Consider the following 15,780-nt stretch of genomic DNA (forward strand, 5'->3'; position numbering starts at 1 on the left):
TACCCCTCCGCTGAGGGCCGCCTTCCATCTGTGATACCGCTCGCTGAAGATGGCAGGAGATCTGGCCTGTGAGGGTGTGAAGTGTCCACGAGCGGGATAATGGACACGATGGGCGGCAAGCGCCGGCGTCGGACGTGGAGTGAAGCGCTGAAGCGTGAGATCGTGGCGGCGTCGTTCGAGCCGGGCGCGTCGGCTTCGGTGGTCGCGCGGCGTTACGACGTGAACACCAACCAGCTGTTCATCTGGCGGCGGCAGTATGGCGATGGTCTGCTGGCCCCTACGTGTGAGGCCGGCCCCGCGTTGCTGCCGGTGACGATCACGGACGTGCGAAGCGCGGAGAAGAGGTCGGCACCGGCGGATGCTGGGCGGATCGAGATCGAGTTGCCGAACGGCTACCGCCTTCGGGTTGAGGCCACGGTTGATGGCAAGGCGCTCCGCCGTGTGCTTGATGTTCTGGAGCGGCGATGATCCCGGTGCCGTCGGGGGTGCGGGTCTGGCTGGCGGTGGGCCGGACGGACATGCGGCGGGGGATGACCGGCCTGGCCCTGCAGGTGCAGGAGGCGCTGGGCCGCGATCCGCACGCGGGTGACTTTTACGTCTTCCGGGGCGGCCGGGGCGACCTGATCAAGATCCTGTGGCATGACGGCCTGGGCATGTCGCTTTACGCCAAGCGGCTGGAGAAGGGGCGCTTCCTGTGGCCGTCACCGGCCGACGGCGTGGTGGGGATATCGGCGGCGCAGCTGGCCTATCTGCTCGACGGCATCGATTGGCGCAACCCCCGGCACACCTGGCGGCCGAGCAGTGCCGGATAGGGTCGACCAGCGCCACTTTCCAGGAGCGGCGGGGGCGGATTCATGATTCACTCAGCGTCATGGATACCGATCATGCCCCCATGCCGGACGACATCGATGCGCTGAAAGCAGCACTGGTGATGGCGCGCGCGCAGGCGCTGGAAGCGGCGGCGGAGCTGGCGGTGGCACGGGCGCGGGCGTCGGAAGACCTGGCCCTGATCGCGCACCAGAAGCTGCGGATCGCCCAGCTGGAGCGCCAGGTTTATGGCCAGCGCTCGGAACGGTCGGCGCGGCTGGTCGATCAGTTGGCCCTGCGGTTCGAGGAACTGGAGGCCAGCGCCACCGAGGACGAGCTGGCGGCGGAGACCGCCGTCGCCAAGACCACGACCGTGGCGGGCTTCACCCGCAAGCATGCCGAGCGCGCCACATTCCCCGACCATCTGCCGCGTGAGCGGGTGGTGATCGATCCGCCGACGGCCTGTGGCTGTTGCGGCAGCACGCGGCTGCGCAAGCTGGGCGAGGACGTGACCCGGACGCTGGAAGTGATCCCGCGCCAGTGGAAGGTGGTCGAGACGGTGCGGGAGAAGTTCAGCTGCCGGGACTGCGAGAAGGTGAGCCAGGCCCCCGCCCCCTTCCATGCCATTCCCCGGGGATGGGCGGGCCCCAGCCTGCTGGCGATGATCCTGTTTGAGAAATTCGGCCAGCACCAGCCGCTGAACCGGCAGGCCGAGCGCTATGCGCTGGAAGGCGTGCCGGTCAGCCTGTCGACCATGGCCGACGCCGTGGGGGCGAGCTGTGCCGCGCTGGAGCCGCTGCTGCGGCGGGTCGAGGCCCATGTGATGGCGGCGGAGCGCCTGCATGGCGATGATACGACCGTGCCGGTCCTGGCCAAGGGCAAGACCGACACCGGGCGCTGCTGGGTCTATGTCCGTGACGACCGGCCGTTCGGCGGGACGGCGCCGCCGGCGGCGCTGTTCCGCTACTCGCGCGACCGCAAGGGCGAGCATCCGCAGGGCCACCTGGCCGGATATGCCGGGCTGTTCCAGGCCGACGCCTTTGACGGCTATCGCGCGCTTTACGCGGCCGACCGAAGTCCCGGCCCCATCCGGGAGGCGGGATGCTGGGTGCATGCCCGGCGGCCGTTCTTCGCCATGGCCGATCTTGAGGAGAACGCCCGGCGCCAGGCGGCGGGCAAGAAGACGATCGCGCTCTCGCCCATCGCCATCGAGGTGGTGCGCCGCATCGATGCCCTGTTCGACATCGAGCGGCCGATCAATGGCAAGAGCGCGGACGAACGCCGGGCGGTCCGCCAAGAAGTGAGCAAGCCGCTGGTCGAGGACCTGCGGGCCTACCTGCACGAGCAGCGCGCCAAGCTGTCCCGTGGCCACGACCTCGCCAAGGCCATCGACTATATCCTGAAGCGATGGTCTGCCTTCACCCTGTTCCTGGACGACGGCCGCGTCTGCCTGTCGAACAATGCCGCCGAACGCGCCTTGCGCGGCATTGCGCTCGGACGGAAGTCATGGATGTTCTGTGGCTCCGACCGCGGCGGCCAGCGTGCCGCCGCCCTGTACAGCCTTATCGTCACCGCCAAGATGAACGGCGTCGACCCGCAGGCCTGGCTGGCCGACGTCCTAGCCCGGATTGCCGCGCACCCGGCCCACCGGCTCGACGAATTGCTGCCCTGGCGCTGGACACTCAAGGCGGCGGCGACACCCGCCGTGGCGGCCTGACCGGGAATTACGGCCCGGGCGACGAGGCCGTCAGCACCCTGCGGCCTACGCCGCATGCTTACCCTGGTCGCGCTGTTCGCCGGTGAGCGATGGCGCCATCGCGACATCGTGGTCGGTCAGTTCCTGGGCATCGCCATTCTGGTGGCGGCCGGACTGATGGGCGCCCTGGCCGCGTTGGTGGTGCGGCCGGCATGGCTGGGCCTGTTGGGCTTGGTGCCCTTGGCTTTGGGCATGCGCCTGCTGTGGCCCGCGCGCCCCGACGATGATGAGGCCGCCCCCGCCCGGGGTGGGGCCTGGACCGTCGCCGCCGTGACCGTGGCCGGCGGCGGGGACAATATCGGCGTCTACGTGCCGCTGTTCTCCACCCAAAGCGCCGGTGAGATCCTGGTGACCGTGGCGGTGTTCGCGGGCCTGACCGGGGCCTGGCTCGTCTTCGCCCGGTGGCTGGCCACCCATCCCGCCGCCGGGCCCCCCATCCGGCGTTGGGGCCGGTTGCTGTTGCCCTGGGTGCTGATCGGCGTGGGGGTCTGGGTCATCGCCGACGCGGGGACGATTCCGTTGGTCCGATCCTGGCTCGGACTATAGGGGGCCCAGCCGCCCCAGGTTGGCCGCCGCCTTGTCATAGTTGGGGTTGATGCGCAAGGCGGCGCGCCAGGCGTCCGCCGCCTCCGTCCGCCGGCCCAGCGCCAGCAGCACGGCGCCCAGGCTGTTCCATGCCTCGAAAAAGGCCGGCTCCGCCGCCAACAGCTGGCGCAGCAGCGGTTCAGCTTCCGATGGCCGGCCGGCCTGGTGCAACAGCAGGCCCAGCAAGTGCAGGGCGTCGCCTTTGGCGTGACCCTCCGGGGGGAGGGCCGCCAGCACCTGGCGATAGGCGGCCTCCGCCTCCATCAGGCGGCCCGCCTGGTGCAGCGCCAGGGCGTCGTTCAGGTTCGGGGGCATGGCCGGCGCCGTTGGCCGTGCCAGGCTGCTCAAGGCATGGGCCATGCGCTGGATGATATCGGCCATGGTTTCCCCCTCCCTGGCGGCGGGGAAGACGCGCATGGCCGGGTACCAGGGGCGGATGGGGGTGCCAAGGCCGCTCCAGTCCTGGCTGGGGGTGGAGATGCGCCAGGTGGGCACGCCCAGGCCGGCAGCGATCTCGCCAACGGAGGTGGGGGCGGTCAGCACCAGATCCAGGGTGGAGATCAACGCGGCCGTTTCGTCCAGGTCGTTGCGCTGGTCGAGGTCTGGCCAGTCGATGATGTCCAGGCCGCGGGCGCGGGCGTCCGGCAGCTCCGCCGCCACGATGTCGCGGTTGTATTGCAGGCTGACCAGATGGATGCCCGGCACGGACGCCAGGGGCAGCCAATCGGCCAGGGTGGTGTAGCTGACGGCCCGCTCCGCCGTCAGCAGGCCGCTGGTCCAGCACAGGCCCACCTTCAGGCCGGGACCGAGTGCCGTGATCCGTTTGGCCCAAAAGGCCGCGCGCTCCGGGTCCGGCTTCAGGAAGGGCCGCGCGCCGCTGAAGCTGGCCAGCGTCGGGCGGCAATAGCGGGGCAGGCTGCCCGTCGGCAACTGCACCGTGGCCGCGGCCGCGCGCGGATCGGCGGAGGTGTCGCGGGAGCCGCTGAGCACCACCTCGGGCGGGCGGGGGATCACGGTCACGGGCGGGAAAGATCGGGCGAACAGCGGCACCAGGCGGTGGTCGCATTCCAGCAGCACATCGGTACCGGCGGCCCGTACCGCGTCCGTCAGGCCGCCGGCCAGGTCGGGCACCAAGCTGGCGAACAGGATTTCATCCCCCAGCCCCTGCTCACCCCACAGCAGCAGCCGGCGGCCCATCAGGCTATCCCCCTGCCAGACCGGCACTGGGAAGGCCCGGCGGACGGAGGGGAAGTGGCTTACCTTCCAGCGGCTTTCATACAGGGACCAGGCTTCCTTGCCAGGGCCGCTCAGCAGAAGCAGGCGGGCCAGGTTGAAGCGCGCGTCATGGGCCAACTGCTCGCTTGTGCCAGGCTGGTCCAGCAGCCGTCGTAGCTCCTCCACCGCCGTTGCTTGGCACTCCAGGGCCTTATGGACAAGGGCCAGGTTCATGCGGGCGCCGCCGTTGGCGGGGTCCAGCGTGACGGCGCGGGTCAGCGCTTGCCGGGCCGCGTGCATGGCCTGCTGGTCGAACAGCATCTTGCCCAGGTTGGCGTAGGCGCCGGCGAAGCCGGGGTCCAGGGCGATGGCGCGGCGCCAGTGCGCCTCCGCCACCTCCATTTGGCCGCTGTCGCGGGCCACCAGGGCCAGCCCGTTCTCCGCATCGGCCCGCAGCGGTGCCGGCACCCCCGGCAGGGCGGCAAGGTGCGCGTAGGCGGTGCCCGCATCGGCCATGCGGCCGGCCTGGCGCCGCCGCTCCGCCACGTTGGCCCAGGCCGGGGCGTGGTTCGGCAGGAGCGCGACGGCCCTTTCCGCCGCGGCCAGCGCTTCGTCGGACGCGCCCAGGGCGGCGGCGGCGAGGCTCAGGCCCAGCCAGCCGGTGCCGTCATGGGGCGCGTGGGCCAGCGCGGCGCGGTAGAGGTCCGCCGCTTCCGCCATGCGACCGGCGGTCACGGCGGCATGGGCCCGGGCCAGGGTGCTCATACCCGGCCATCCCTTTTCCGCAGCAGGTCGCGCAGGGCGTCCAGGAACCGCTCCGCCGCCAGGTCGGCGGGCCAAGGTTCCCACGGAGTGCCCGCATAGATCGTCCCCAAGGGATCGTCATCCAAAGGCAGGTAGGGAATTTTCAGCGTCCGGCGGATTTCCTCCCGCGACCAACCGACCACGTGCAGGGCCTCGCTGGCGGCGGCGACGCGGTCCGCCCGCTTGTGGTTCTTCTTCGTGGTCTGGTTCCAGGCGGGGATCTGGTAGCGCAAGGTGATGGCCCCTTCCAGCCGGGCGGCCAGGGCCTTGTATTCCGGGCCCAGGAAGGGCTTCAGCGGCGAAATGGCGTCGAACCCCAACAAGCCCTCATCGGCGTCGTGCAACAGCTCACGCAGTTCCGCCGCCGGACTTAAGGGCTTTTCTGCCTGGGCGCGGGACAGGGCCAGGACGGTGAGGGAGTGCTGCGCCACCGACAGGGGCAGGGGCCAGCGGGAGTGCCCGCCCCAGCGATAGGTGCGGGCCAGGCCCATGGCCAGGTCCTCGTCATCCCAGTCCAGGGGCGTGGGCGCCAGCAGGTTCAGATGCCGCCTTGAGGGCAACCTGACCCAGGCCCGTGCCTCACCCGTCATGCCCATCGCCTCCGTCCGTCGCCACCCTGCAACAGATAGCGCGTCCGGCGGGGTGCAGGCTAGGGGCCTGTCCGTCAGGTGCGGATCAGGCCCCGTACCGCGGCGGGAGAGCCGTCACCGGGGAAGACGGCCTTGTTCAGCGCGCCGCCGTCCAGGCCCAGGTGCTCCCGCAGAACACCCTTCAACAGGGCGCGCAAATCCTGGGTCGGCGCCAGGTCGCGCCCCTGGTACAGGCGATCATCGGCCAGGCCCGGCCAATCGGCCAGTACCCGGCCCCCCTGCACGGCGCCACCGGCTAGGAAGGCGGCCGTTGCCGTGCCGTGGTCGGTGCCGCCGGTGCCGTTCGGCCGGGCGGTGCGCCCAAACTCCGTCACCACCGCCACCACGGTTTGGCGCCAGGCCGGGCCCAGGCCGGCGCGCAGGGCGACCAGCACTTTGGACAGGTTGCCCAGCGCGCCCGCCAGGCGGCCGGCGGTGGTTCCCTGCTGCGTGTGGGTGTCCCAGCCTTGCAGGTCCAGCGCTGCGATGCGCGGGCCGTTGGCGTCGGCCAGCAGCCGTCCGGTGGTTTCGCCCAGCTGTGCCGGATCCAGGCGCGCGCCCTTGGCCTTGGGGGCACCATCCGCCATGGCGCCGTCCATGGACATGTCGGCATCGGCATTCAGCGCGTGGTCGGCCATGCTGGCGGACTCCAGGCCGGCTTTGAGCGCATTCGCCAGCAGCGGGTCGCTGGCATAGAGGGCGGCCACCCGGTCCAGGAAGTCACCATCCGCCTCCTTAAGGGGCGATGGCGCCCAGGAGGCGACGGGTGCTGCGCCGCGCAGCACCAGGGGCACGCCTTGGCCCACCGCCAAGCCCAGGCGCCGCCCGGCGGTACTTCCGTCCAACGGGCTCCCGCCCAACAGGCCGATAGCGCGGTTCAGCCAGCCGGTTGCCGTGCCATGCGGCGTCACCGTGCCGTTTTCCAGCAGGTCCTGGGCGTCGAAATGGCTGCGATCCCGATAGGGAGTGGCGACGGCATGGGCCACCAGTAACTGCCCCTCCGCGTACCAGGGGTGGATGTCGGCCAGGGCGGGGTTCAGGCCGAAGAAGCCGTTGAGGTCCAGCACGCCGCCTTGGGCGTTGGGATCGGCCAGGGCCAAGCGGCCGCGCAGGGACCCATAGTCGCGGTCGGCGTAGGGCGCCACGGCGGCCAGGCCATCCATCCCGCCCCGCAGGACGATCAGGACAAAGCGCTGGTCACCCACGGTGCGGGCGAAGCTGACGCGGGGCAGGGCGGCCATGGCGGCGGCCGTACCCAGGCTGGCCAGCAGGTGGCGACGGTTCATATCAAGGGAGGCGGTCATGATGGGGCACTCCTTCAGCGCCGCTGGAATTCGGGCGCGGAGATCAGCAGGGCAAGGCCGTCGGCGGCGCTGGGCGCACGGCTCACGGCCTGGCGGGTCGCCTCGCTGGCGAGGGGGCCCAGCGCCTGCTCCGCGATTTGGCGGGGATCGATGCCGTCGCCCAGCTTCTCCCCCACCGTCAGGGCCCAGTCGACCCGTTGCACCACGGCTTCGGGCCCCACCCAGTCCGCCGCCTGGTCCGGCCAGCCGGCGGGCGAGGGGGCCGCGAAGGGCAATTGTCCCAGCACGGCCAGGGAGCGGAAGGTGGGATCGGCATGGCCCGCCGGCTGGCTGCCGCCACCCGCCGCATCCGGCTCATGGACAGCGCCGTGTAGGGCGCGGGCGGTGGAGATCACCAGCTCTGTGGGGGTCTTCACCTTGCGCAGCTCCGGCGCCCAGGCGGCATCCTGGCGCAGCAGGGTGCGGGTGACCTCCCCCAGGTCGCCGTCGCTGTCGCGGTAGCTTTTCTCCAGCGCGGCCACGACGGCGGCGGGCGGGTCATCGGCGATGAAGTGGCGGGCCAGCTTGGTGGCGATGTGCCGCGCCGTGGCCGGATGTCGCGCCAGGCGTTGCAGCGCCAGCAGGCCCTCACCCATGCCATCCTCGCCATAGCGCTGGCCCAGCAGAACCTTGTCCCCCGGTTCGTGCAGGTTGGCGCGGAACAGGAAGGTGCCCGTATCCCGGTCCCGTTCCGCCGCGACGCTCCAGCCAGTGAGGATACGGGCCAGTTCGCGCACGTCCGTCTGGCTGTAGCCGCCGTCCACCCCCAGGGTGTGCAGTTCCAGCAATTCGCGGCCCAGGTTCTCGTTCAGGCCGCGCTGGCGCCGGATGGCGGCGGGGCTGTCGGGGCCGGCGGATACCGCATTGTCCAGGTAGTTCAGCATGACCGGATGGCGGGTCACGGCCAGCAGCAGGTCGGCGAAGCGCCCGGTGACGTGAGGCCGGATGGCCTCTGTCTCATATGGCACGACGGCTGCGGCGACGATGGGCCGGCTGACGGAGACGGTGAAATGGTTGGACCAGAAGTGCACCAGCCGTTCCCGCAGGGGCGTATCGGTGGCGATGGCCGCCCGGGTGCGGCGCGCGGCGTCGTCGCGGTAGGCGTCCCGCAACGCTTCCCGCAGCGGTTTGCGGGCATCTTCGTCCTTTTCCTTGCGGGCGGCATAGGTCGCGGCCAGGCGGGTGGCACTGCTATCCAGGTCACGCAGTTCCAGGGGCGCCTCGGTCTGCGCCAGTTGCGCTTCCAGCCAGCCGCGGGGGTCGGATTGCGCCGCGGCGATGTCGCCGGGGCGGGCGCCCAAACCGAATCGGTTGGTGGCAATGGCCGCTTGCAGGGTCGCCGCTTCCAGGGTCATGGGGGATGTCCTCGTACAGGCCGGTTCCACGCCGGCACCCAAGCGTTTCCGCGCCTTCGGGGCCTTCCGGCCACATCAGGCGAGGGGGAAACGTCCGCATCGGCCCTGGTACGGAGCATGGCGCGGGGACCCTGCGGACCCGGTAAAAGTGCGGGGCGGGCGACGCCTTTGCTCTTTTATCGGGCGGCGCGCGATGTCAGCATACGAAGCAGTGACCTGGGGGCTTGTATGGCTTTGGGGAAAGGCCGGCGCTGGGCGTGGGGGCTGGGGGGCTTTCTCGCTGTGACCGGGATGATGGCTGATCCAGAGGTAGCGCGGCCGGACACGTGGGTGTCCGTTGCCAGCGATGGCCGCACCGCGCCCTATGTTCCCCTCGTGCGCGCCAGCCATCCCTGGCGCATCTGCGCCCTGCTGCCAGGGACTCAGGACAAGTTCTGGTGGGGTGTTTCCTGGGGTCTGGTCCGTGAGGCGGAGCGCCAGGGCGTCGTCATCGGTGTTTACCAGGCGGGCGGCTATGACCGGCTGGATGTGCAGAAGGCGCAAGTCGACGCCTGTCGTGAGTTGAAACCTGACGCCTATATCATCGCCGCGATATCCAGCAATGGCCTGGAAGCCCAGGCTGCCGCCATCGCCGATAGCGGGCGGCCGTTGATCGACCTGATCAACGGCATGGCCTCGCCCTACGTCACCGCCCATATCGTGTCGAATTTTCGGGAAGACGCCCGTGTCGGCGCCGATTACATCGTGGCCCATCGCGCGGAATGGGAAAGGTCGGCCGGGCGTCCCTTAAAGGTCGGGTGGCTACCGGGGCCTAAGGGGGCGGAATGGTCGGAGGCCATGGAAACCGCGGCCTTGGCGATCCTGGGTCGTGCGGGGGTGGAGGTGATCCACGGCGGCCACGGCGCGACCGCGCTGCCGACGCAAATGGATCTTGTGCGCGATCTGTTCGACCGGGTGTCGGACATCGACGTGGTTTTCGGGAACGCCGTGGCCATCCAGGCGGCCGCCAGCTATCTGCGGTCACGCCACGACGCCTCCACCCATCTGGTGGCGACCTACGCCACCGATGCCGTCGCGGACCTGATCAAGAGCGGGATCGTGGACCTGGCGGCCGCCGATTCCCCCATCGTGCAGGCGCGCATCGCCGTTGATCTTGCGGTGCGCGCGGTGGAAGGCCGGCCGCATGGCGTCTGGAATGTCATGACGGTGGAGCGATTGGATATGGCGGGCATGCCTGGTTATGACCTGTCACGCATCGCGGTGCCGCAGGGCGAAAGATTCCAGCTGCGCCCCCTGGCGCCGCCGGCAGCCGTGTCGCCCTCCGCCGGTCCCCCCGTACTCAGCGCCCCCATGCCCGGTACGCCGATTCCGGATGCGCCGGGTGGACCGTCCCCCATTTAGGCGCACCTTGAACGCGCCCTGAGGCGGGCGCATGAAAAAGGCGGGCACAAGGCCCGCCTTATCCAGATCGATACTGTCAGCGACGCAGGAATTACTCAGCGGCGGCGCTGCTGCGGCGCCGCTTGCCGCTGGGCTTGCCCTCGGTGCGGGAGCGCTGGCCCAGCCCGATGGCCTTGGCCAGGCCAGAACGCTGCTCGGCATAGTTCGGCGCGACCATGGGATAGTCGGACGGCAGGCCCCACTTCACCCGGTATTCCTCCGGCGACAGGCCGTAGGCGGTGCGCAGGTGGCGCTTCAGCATCTTCAGCTTACGCCCGTCTTCCAGGCACACGATGTAGTCCGGCGTCACCGACTTGCGGATTGGAACGGCCGGGGTCAGCGGCTCCGCCGGGGTGGCGACCACTTCCTCAGGCGTGACCAGACGACGCAGCGTGTCATGCACCTGCTTAATCAGATCAGGCAGGGCGGCGGGCGCCAGCGTGTTACCGGCAACATAGCTCGTGACGATCTTTCCGGTCAGGGCGATGATCTGCAGGTCGTCATTGGAATCGGATATCGGTTGTGTCATGTCCAGCCCTGGCGTTGTTTGTCACTTGTTGCAGGTTTTGTTGGACGGACTATAACCGAATTTATCTTGTTTGTATTGAAAAGAAGTGTCTCCCCCCTTGGAATTGTCAAAATCGCGGAAAACTTGGGGGGATAGAGTAATGGGGAATCGAGTTACGTACCCTCTCTAGGCGAAAACCGCCGAGAATCGGAAGCTGTAACCCGTTACATGGGTAGGACGAAGAGTCGCCTTTGAGGCGACTCCCAATCCGTTTTGAACGCTTCGTCGTCGGCGGGTGGTGGCAAGCAGGTGAGAAGTTTTATAAGTCGCTCTCGCGGGCCGCGACTCAGAGGTCCGGCGTATGGTCCCGGCTTCCGCCCGCCTGTCCCGCCATATCCTGGATGAATTGCCATGCCACGCGCCCGGATCGGTTGCCGCGTGTGACCGCCCATTCCACGGCGCGGGCATGCAACTCCGCCACCGGCACGGTCAGGCCCAGGGCTGCCGCATAGCCGTCCACCATGGCGAAGTAGGTGTCTTGGTCGCAGTTATGGAAACCCAGCCATAGGCCGAAGCGGTCCGACAGGCTCACCTTCTCCTCCACGGCCTCGGACGGGTTGATGGCGGTCGACCGCTCGTTGTCGATCATGTCGCGGGGCATCAGGTGGCGGCGGTTGGAGGTGGCGTAAAACACGACGTTGGCCGGCCGTCCCTCCACGCCGCCCTCCAGCACCGCCTTCAGCGACTTGTAATGGGCGTCGTCATTGGTGAAGGACAGGTCGTCGCAGAACAGGACGAAGCGGCGACCGCTGTCGCGCACGGCGGCGAGCAGGCGGGGCAGCGAGGGGATGTCCTCGCGGTGGATTTCCACCAGCGCCAGGGGGCCATGGCCAAGGGGCCGGCCGGCCGCCTCGTTCACGGCGGCATGCACCGACTTCACCAGCGAGCTCTTGCCCATGCCGCGGGCGCCCCACAGCAGGGCGTTGTTGGCCGGCAGGCCCTGGGCGAAGCGGCGGGTGTTCTCCAGCAGGATGTCGCGCTGGTTCTGCACCCCTTGCAGCAGGCTGATGTCGACCTTGGATACCTCCGGCACCGGGGACAGCCGGTCGCCATCGGCCTGCCAGACGAAGGCGTCGGCCGCATGAAAGTCGATCGGGGCGGGCCGCGGCGGGGCCAGCCGGTCCAGCGCGTCCGCGATCCGGGCCAGCAGCGGCAGCAGGGGGACTCGAGGGTCACGGGGCTTGGTTCCTTCTTGATTGCAACAGCGCCCGGAGGGGGCGCCCTCAGGGCCATGCGCGGTATGCCTGCGGCCCACCTGTTCAACCCGTGAACGGTACGGGCACCACCGCTGGGCGGCAACCCGCGCCGGCCGGGGGTCTGAGATTGGGTTGCAACATGGCCGGCGGTCGGTATAGTCCCCGCCAAACGCGGGCATGTCCGCCCCGTTGGCCCCTGATGGCCCCTGTTTGGCCATTGCATAGTCCCGCACGCTGGAGCAACCGTCCCATGTTCGTGTCCACTGCCCAGGCTCAGACCACCGGCGGCGCCGGCCCCGTCGATTCAAACCAGTTGATGGGTATCCTGCCCTTCGTGGCGGTGTTCATCGTCATGTACTTCTTCCTGATGCGCCCGCAGCAGAAGAAGATGAAGGAACACAAGAATATGCTGGAGGCCCTGCGCCGTGGCGACAAGGTCGTTACCGGCGGCGGCATCATCGGCACCGTGGTGAAGGTCGGCGACAATGACGAGGTCACCATCGATGCCGGTGAGGGCGTGAAGTTCCGCGTCCTGCGCAGCACCATCACCACCGTCCTGGCCAAGACCGAGCCCGCCAAGGCCGATACCGACTCCAAGTGAGCCGCGGCGGGCGGCGGGTTTGAAACCGCCGCCGCCGCACGCCAGTTAAAAGGCCCGTGCCCGTATCTTCCAAGGTGCCGTGCGCGGGCCTTTTTCATTCTCGGGAGGGCTGGAAGCCCATGGATATCACCCCCCTCATACCCGCCGATCGCCAGGTCATCGACGCCTATGGACCCGGCCGCTTCCGCGTCAGCAATGTGGTCTATGAGACGCCCATCATCGTCTTCCCCAACCGTACCATCTCCTGGACGGTCGATGGGTTCGCCGGCCTGCTGCCGGAGGATTTCGCGGCCTTGATCGCGGAAGAGCCGGCGCTGGAGATCGTGCTGCTGGGCACCGGCCCCACCATGCAGCTGTTCCCCTCCACCCTGCGCCGCGCCGTCAAGGAGCGCGGTCTGGGCGGCATCGACGCCATGGACACGGGGGCCGCCTGCCGCACCTATAATGTGCTGCTGGCCGAGGGGCGGCGCGTGGCCGCCGCTTTACTGCCGGCCTGATATTTCGGGCAAAGAAAACCCCGGCCTCCGCGAGAAGGCCGGGGTTTTCATGTCGGGCTTCCGCCCCTGGACTGTTTAGCCCAGGTTCTGGGCCGCGAATTCCCAGTTGGCCAGCGTGTCGACGAAGGTCTTCAGGAAGTCGGGGCGACGGTTGCGGTAGTCGATGTAGTAGGCGTGTTCCCACACGTCGGCGGTGATCAGCGGCTTCAGGCCGTGGGCCAGCGGCGTGTCGGCGTTGGCCGACTTCGTGATCTTCAGCTTGCCTTCGGTGGTGTCTTCCACCAGCCAAGCCCAGCCGCTGCCGAACTGGCCGATACCGGCGTCGACGAAGGCCTTCTTGAAGGCCTCGACGCTGCCGAAGTCGGCGATGATGCGCTTCTCCAGCTCACCCGGGATGGCCGAGGCCTTCGGGGTCAGGCTGTTCCAGAAGAAGGTGTGGTTCCAATGCTGGCCGGCATTGTTGAAGATGGCCTGGGATTCGGCCTTGCCGGCGGTCGCCTTGACGATGTCCTCCAGGCTCTGGCCCTCGAACGCGGTACCGGCGATCAGCTCGTTCAGCTTGGTCACGTAGGCGTTGTGGTGCTTACCGTGGTGGTAATCCAGCGTCTCGGACGACATGTAGGGCTGCAGGGCGTCCTTGGCGTAGGGCAGAGGGGCAAGTTCGAAAGCCATGGTTTTCCTCGTCTTCTACGGGGGTTATTCGGGAGTGGCCGGCACGGCCGTGATGCGGGGCCGCCCGTCCACCGGGACCGTTATTCTTCAACGAAATCATGCCCTGGTCTGGTGGCCCTGGCATGTGGGCATGGTCACAGGACAGCCGCCCGCGCCCTGGTTTCCCTACCCGGAGCAAGGGGGTAACATGAACATTCCCATCCCGGGAAGCGAATAGAACCGGTTCGGGGCCGGAAAGGTTAACCCTTTTGCCGGGACGGCTGTTCCGGGTCCGGCCCGTCGTTGATGTCGGCATCAGGGTCGGGTGGTGGGCCCGAGGGTGGGGTGGGGGCCATGCCGGCCATGCTGCGGGCCAGAACCAGCCGGGCGCGGAGGGCGACCCAGGCGCGGGCCAGCGGGCCCAGGCTGATGCCCTGAGCCAACGGATCGCGGCGGCGCAGGCGCCCGGCCATCAGACGGGCGGCGTGCAGCAGAACAGCCGTTTCCATGCGCAGGCCCGGGTCCCGCAGGGCGCCCGGCAGCGCGCGGGCGTGATCCAGCTGTCGGTCGATGCGGTCCAGCATACGGTCCAGCACCATGCGGATCGCCGGCGTCGCCCGATGTTCCACAAGATGTTCCGGGCTGGCGCCAACGGCGTCGAACCAGTCCAGTGGGAAGTAGCAGCGACCCAGCCGCACCCAGTCGTCCCGGCACTCCTGCACCACGCGCAGCAGGCGGATGGCGGTGCATAGGGCGTCCGTTGCGGCCAGCGCGTCGGCGCTTTCGCCATACAGCTCCAGCAGGTGGTGGCCCACCGGGTTGGCCGCCAGGCGGCAGGCCGCCAGCACGTCGCCCCAGGTACGGGCGCGATATCCTTCGGCGTCGCGGCGGAAGGCCTGCAACAGTTGGCGGGCGTGTAGGGAGGAACCGCCGGTGATCGCCAGGCTGGCCTTCAGTTCCAGGGCCGGCCCCAGCCAGGAGGGCACGTTGCCGCCGCTGACCAGCGCGCGCTCCAACGCGTCCAGCTGGGCGATCTTGGCCTCCGGCTCCAGGTTGGCGTCGCCGGTGATGTCGTGCGCCAGCTTCAGGAAGGAGGCGAAGGCCGCCGCGTGCCGCCGCATGGCCTTGGGCACCCGCCGCAGGGCCGAGGCATAGCCGCCCTGGACGGGCGGGCGGCGCTGGGCCGGGCGCGCGCGTCCGATGGGGGGCGGCTGGATACGGAAATCGGCCATGGTCGGTCCTCCGTCTCGGTGGCGATTGGCCCGGTGGCAGATGGGAGCACAGAGTGCCAGAGCTTGGACGCCGGATGAAGGGAAAGCAGCATGAGCCTCTCTGGCAATTCCGGGCAGGACATCCCTGCGGGCGGCACGACGCGCTGGTCAGGCACCCGCCCGCCGGTCCATAAAGGCGCGCTTTTCCCCGCCGGATGCGTCGCGCCATGGCCCCCTCAGCCCAGCCCACCCTGTCCTATTGCCTGGAGACCGTCCGCCGGCAGGACCCGGACCGCTTCCTGACCCTGCTGTTCGCCCCCGCCGACCGGCGGGAGGATCTGGCGGCGCTCTACGCCTTCAATCATGAGGTGGCGAAGACGCGCGAGGTGGTGACGGAGCCCATGCTGGGGCAAATCCGCCTGCAATGGTGGCGTGACAGCATCGCCGGTGTCTATGAGGGCGAACCCCGCCGCCATGAGGTGGTGCAGCCCTTGGCCCAGGCGGTACGTCGCCACGGCTTGGACCGCGCACAGTTCGACCTGCTGGTGGACGCGCGCGAGGCCGACATGGATGACGAGGCGCCGGCCGATCTGTCGTGCCTGGTCAGCTATGCCGAGGTGACGTCCGCTCCGCTGGTGCGCCTGGCCCTTCAGGTTCTGGGCGTGGCCCCGCAGGGGGCCGCCGCAACCGTGGCCGCGCATGTCGGCCGGGGCTGGGCCCTGGCCGGCATCCTGCGCGCCGTGCCCTTCCTGGCCCGCGCCCACCGCTCCCGCATGCCGGCGGATTTGATGCGACGGCACGGCGCCGATGAGGCAGCGCTGTTCGAGCTGAAGCCGCAGCCGGGCCTGACCGCCGTGGCGAAGGAGATCGCGGACGCAGCCCGGCACGAGCTGGCCGCCGCCCGGCGCCTGCGTGGCCAGCTTCCGCGCGCCGCCGTGCCCGCCCTGCTGCCGGCCCGCCTGGCCAGCCTGTCGCTGGAGCGCCTGGCGAGGGCCGGCCACGACCCCCTTGCGCCGGAGCTGCTGCGCCCCGACGGTCTGCGCGCCGCCCGTCTGGCCTGGGCCGCGTTCAGCGGCCGGTGGTAGGAATCAAAGCAGCCGGCGCCTGAGGCGATCAATAACT

At 69.4% G+C, this 15,780-nt stretch carries 16 protein-coding genes; 8 read left to right on the top strand and 8 right to left on the bottom strand.

Features of this window, described 5'->3' with window-relative positions; all coding sequences use genetic code 11:
• Positions 1 to 99: 99 nt before the first annotated feature.
• From tnpA to UCD39_RS00020, 4 genes are read left to right on the top strand one after another with little or no spacing between them, the layout of a single operon-like run.
• Positions 100 to 468, top strand: coding sequence for an IS66-like element accessory protein TnpA (gene tnpA, locus UCD39_RS00005; RefSeq protein WP_330494123.1), 369 nt, complete (start codon positions 100 to 102; stop codon positions 466 to 468).
• Positions 465 to 812, top strand: coding sequence for an IS66 family insertion sequence element accessory protein TnpB (gene tnpB / locus UCD39_RS00010; RefSeq protein ID WP_330494124.1), 348 nt, complete (start codon positions 465 to 467; stop codon positions 810 to 812). The genes tnpA and tnpB overlap by 4 nt, the downstream gene beginning before the upstream one ends.
• Before the next feature lie 59 nt (positions 813 to 871).
• Entirely contained in the window at positions 872 to 2,524 is a 1,653-nt protein-coding gene (tnpC, locus tag UCD39_RS00015) for an IS66 family transposase (protein ID WP_442943529.1), read from the top strand.
• 54 nt (positions 2,525 to 2,578) lie between these two features.
• Positions 2,579 to 3,109 carry a cadmium resistance transporter gene (locus tag UCD39_RS00020; RefSeq protein ID WP_330494125.1) on the top strand — a complete coding sequence of 177 codons (531 nt, stop codon included), beginning with the start codon at positions 2,579 to 2,581 and terminating at the stop codon, positions 3,107 to 3,109.
• On the opposite strand, the gene UCD39_RS00025 is transcribed toward UCD39_RS00020, so the two are convergent.
• From UCD39_RS00025 to UCD39_RS00040, 4 genes are all read right to left on the bottom strand, one after another.
• A complete protein-coding gene (locus UCD39_RS00025) occupies positions 3,104 to 5,128 on the bottom strand; it encodes a tetratricopeptide repeat protein (protein ID WP_330494126.1) in 2,025 nt (674 codons plus the stop codon). The two genes, UCD39_RS00020 and UCD39_RS00025, sit on opposite strands and share 6 nt — an antisense overlap.
• Positions 5,125 to 5,757 carry a phosphohydrolase gene (locus tag UCD39_RS00030; RefSeq protein WP_330494127.1) on the bottom strand — a complete coding sequence of 211 codons (633 nt, stop codon included), beginning with the start codon at positions 5,755 to 5,757 and terminating at the stop codon, positions 5,125 to 5,127. The genes UCD39_RS00025 and UCD39_RS00030 overlap by 4 nt, the downstream gene beginning before the upstream one ends.
• Before the next feature lie 74 nt (positions 5,758 to 5,831).
• Positions 5,832 to 7,100, bottom strand: coding sequence for a DUF1501 domain-containing protein (locus tag UCD39_RS00035; RefSeq protein WP_330494128.1), 1,269 nt, complete (start codon positions 7,098 to 7,100; stop codon positions 5,832 to 5,834).
• Between the two features lie 14 nt (positions 7,101 to 7,114).
• On the bottom strand, positions 7,115 to 8,494 hold the full coding sequence (locus tag UCD39_RS00040; protein ID WP_330494129.1) for a DUF1800 domain-containing protein: 1,380 nt from the start codon (positions 8,492 to 8,494) through the stop codon (positions 7,115 to 7,117).
• 330 nt (positions 8,495 to 8,824) lie between these two features.
• Here UCD39_RS00040 and torT point away from each other — a divergent pair, with 330 nt between their 5' ends.
• On the top strand, positions 8,825 to 9,895 hold the full coding sequence (gene torT, locus UCD39_RS00045) for a TMAO reductase system periplasmic protein TorT (protein WP_330494130.1): 1,071 nt from the start codon (positions 8,825 to 8,827) through the stop codon (positions 9,893 to 9,895).
• Between the two features lie 91 nt (positions 9,896 to 9,986).
• On the opposite strand, the gene UCD39_RS00050 is transcribed toward torT, so the two are convergent.
• Together UCD39_RS00050 and UCD39_RS00055 are read right to left on the bottom strand one after the other, a co-directional pair.
• Complete coding sequence (locus tag UCD39_RS00050) at positions 9,987 to 10,463, bottom strand: Ros/MucR family transcriptional regulator (RefSeq protein ID WP_145614927.1); 477 nt, start codon at positions 10,461 to 10,463, stop codon at positions 9,987 to 9,989.
• 325 nt (positions 10,464 to 10,788) lie between these two features.
• The gene (locus UCD39_RS00055; protein ID WP_330495462.1) at positions 10,789 to 11,661 is read right to left on the bottom strand and encodes an ATP-binding protein; all 873 of its coding nucleotides are present in this window, start codon (positions 11,659 to 11,661) and stop codon (positions 10,789 to 10,791) included.
• A 287-nt stretch (positions 11,662 to 11,948) separates the two neighbouring features.
• Between UCD39_RS00055 and yajC the strand changes: the two genes are divergently transcribed.
• Positions 11,949 to 12,299 carry a preprotein translocase subunit YajC gene (gene yajC, locus UCD39_RS00060; protein ID WP_145730915.1) on the top strand — a complete coding sequence of 117 codons (351 nt, stop codon included), beginning with the start codon at positions 11,949 to 11,951 and terminating at the stop codon, positions 12,297 to 12,299.
• Between the two features lie 119 nt (positions 12,300 to 12,418).
• On the top strand, positions 12,419 to 12,796 hold the full coding sequence (locus UCD39_RS00065; RefSeq protein ID WP_330494131.1) for an Mth938-like domain-containing protein: 378 nt from the start codon (positions 12,419 to 12,421) through the stop codon (positions 12,794 to 12,796).
• A gap of 75 nt (positions 12,797 to 12,871) precedes the next feature.
• On the opposite strand, the gene UCD39_RS00070 is transcribed toward UCD39_RS00065, so the two are convergent.
• Together UCD39_RS00070 and UCD39_RS00075 are read right to left on the bottom strand one after the other, a co-directional pair.
• Complete coding sequence (locus tag UCD39_RS00070) at positions 12,872 to 13,468, bottom strand: superoxide dismutase (protein ID WP_145730911.1); 597 nt, start codon at positions 13,466 to 13,468, stop codon at positions 12,872 to 12,874.
• Between the two features lie 239 nt (positions 13,469 to 13,707).
• Entirely contained in the window at positions 13,708 to 14,679 is a 972-nt protein-coding gene (locus tag UCD39_RS00075) for a squalene/phytoene synthase family protein (RefSeq protein WP_330494132.1), read from the bottom strand.
• 206 nt (positions 14,680 to 14,885) lie between these two features.
• Here UCD39_RS00075 and UCD39_RS00080 point away from each other — a divergent pair, with 206 nt between their 5' ends.
• Complete coding sequence (locus UCD39_RS00080) at positions 14,886 to 15,743, top strand: phytoene/squalene synthase family protein (RefSeq protein ID WP_330494133.1); 858 nt, start codon at positions 14,886 to 14,888, stop codon at positions 15,741 to 15,743.
• Positions 15,744 to 15,780 lie beyond the last annotated feature (37 nt).

This window comes from Nitrospirillum karajorum, from assembly GCF_036348415.1.
GTDB classification, from domain to species: Bacteria; Pseudomonadota; Alphaproteobacteria; order Azospirillales; family Azospirillaceae; genus Nitrospirillum; species Nitrospirillum amazonense_B.

Coding starts and splice junctions, on each gene's coding strand:
- UCD39_RS00065 (WP_330494131.1), top strand. CDS start 12,419: ATGGATATCACCCCCCTCATACCCGCCGATCGCCAGGTCATCGACGCC.
- UCD39_RS00070 (WP_145730911.1), bottom strand. CDS start 13,468: ATGGCTTTCGAACTTGCCCCTCTGCCCTACGCCAAGGACGCCCTGCAG.
- UCD39_RS00050 (WP_145614927.1), bottom strand. CDS start 10,463: ATGACACAACCGATATCCGATTCCAATGACGACCTGCAGATCATCGCC.
- UCD39_RS00040 (WP_330494129.1), bottom strand. CDS start 8,494: ATGACCCTGGAAGCGGCGACCCTGCAAGCGGCCATTGCCACCAACCGA.
- UCD39_RS00025 (WP_330494126.1), bottom strand. CDS start 5,128: ATGAGCACCCTGGCCCGGGCCCATGCCGCCGTGACCGCCGGTCGCATG.
- tnpB (WP_330494124.1), top strand. CDS start 465: ATGATCCCGGTGCCGTCGGGGGTGCGGGTCTGGCTGGCGGTGGGCCGG.
- tnpC (WP_442943529.1), top strand. CDS start 872: ATGGATACCGATCATGCCCCCATGCCGGACGACATCGATGCGCTGAAA.
- yajC (WP_145730915.1), top strand. CDS start 11,949: ATGTTCGTGTCCACTGCCCAGGCTCAGACCACCGGCGGCGCCGGCCCC.
- UCD39_RS00020 (WP_330494125.1), top strand. CDS start 2,579: ATGCTTACCCTGGTCGCGCTGTTCGCCGGTGAGCGATGGCGCCATCGC.
- UCD39_RS00035 (WP_330494128.1), bottom strand. CDS start 7,100: ATGACCGCCTCCCTTGATATGAACCGTCGCCACCTGCTGGCCAGCCTG.
- UCD39_RS00030 (WP_330494127.1), bottom strand. CDS start 5,757: ATGACGGGTGAGGCACGGGCCTGGGTCAGGTTGCCCTCAAGGCGGCAT.
- tnpA (WP_330494123.1), top strand. CDS start 100: ATGGACACGATGGGCGGCAAGCGCCGGCGTCGGACGTGGAGTGAAGCG.
- UCD39_RS00080 (WP_330494133.1), top strand. CDS start 14,886: ATGGCCCCCTCAGCCCAGCCCACCCTGTCCTATTGCCTGGAGACCGTC.
- UCD39_RS00075 (WP_330494132.1), bottom strand. CDS start 14,679: ATGGCCGATTTCCGTATCCAGCCGCCCCCCATCGGACGCGCGCGCCCG.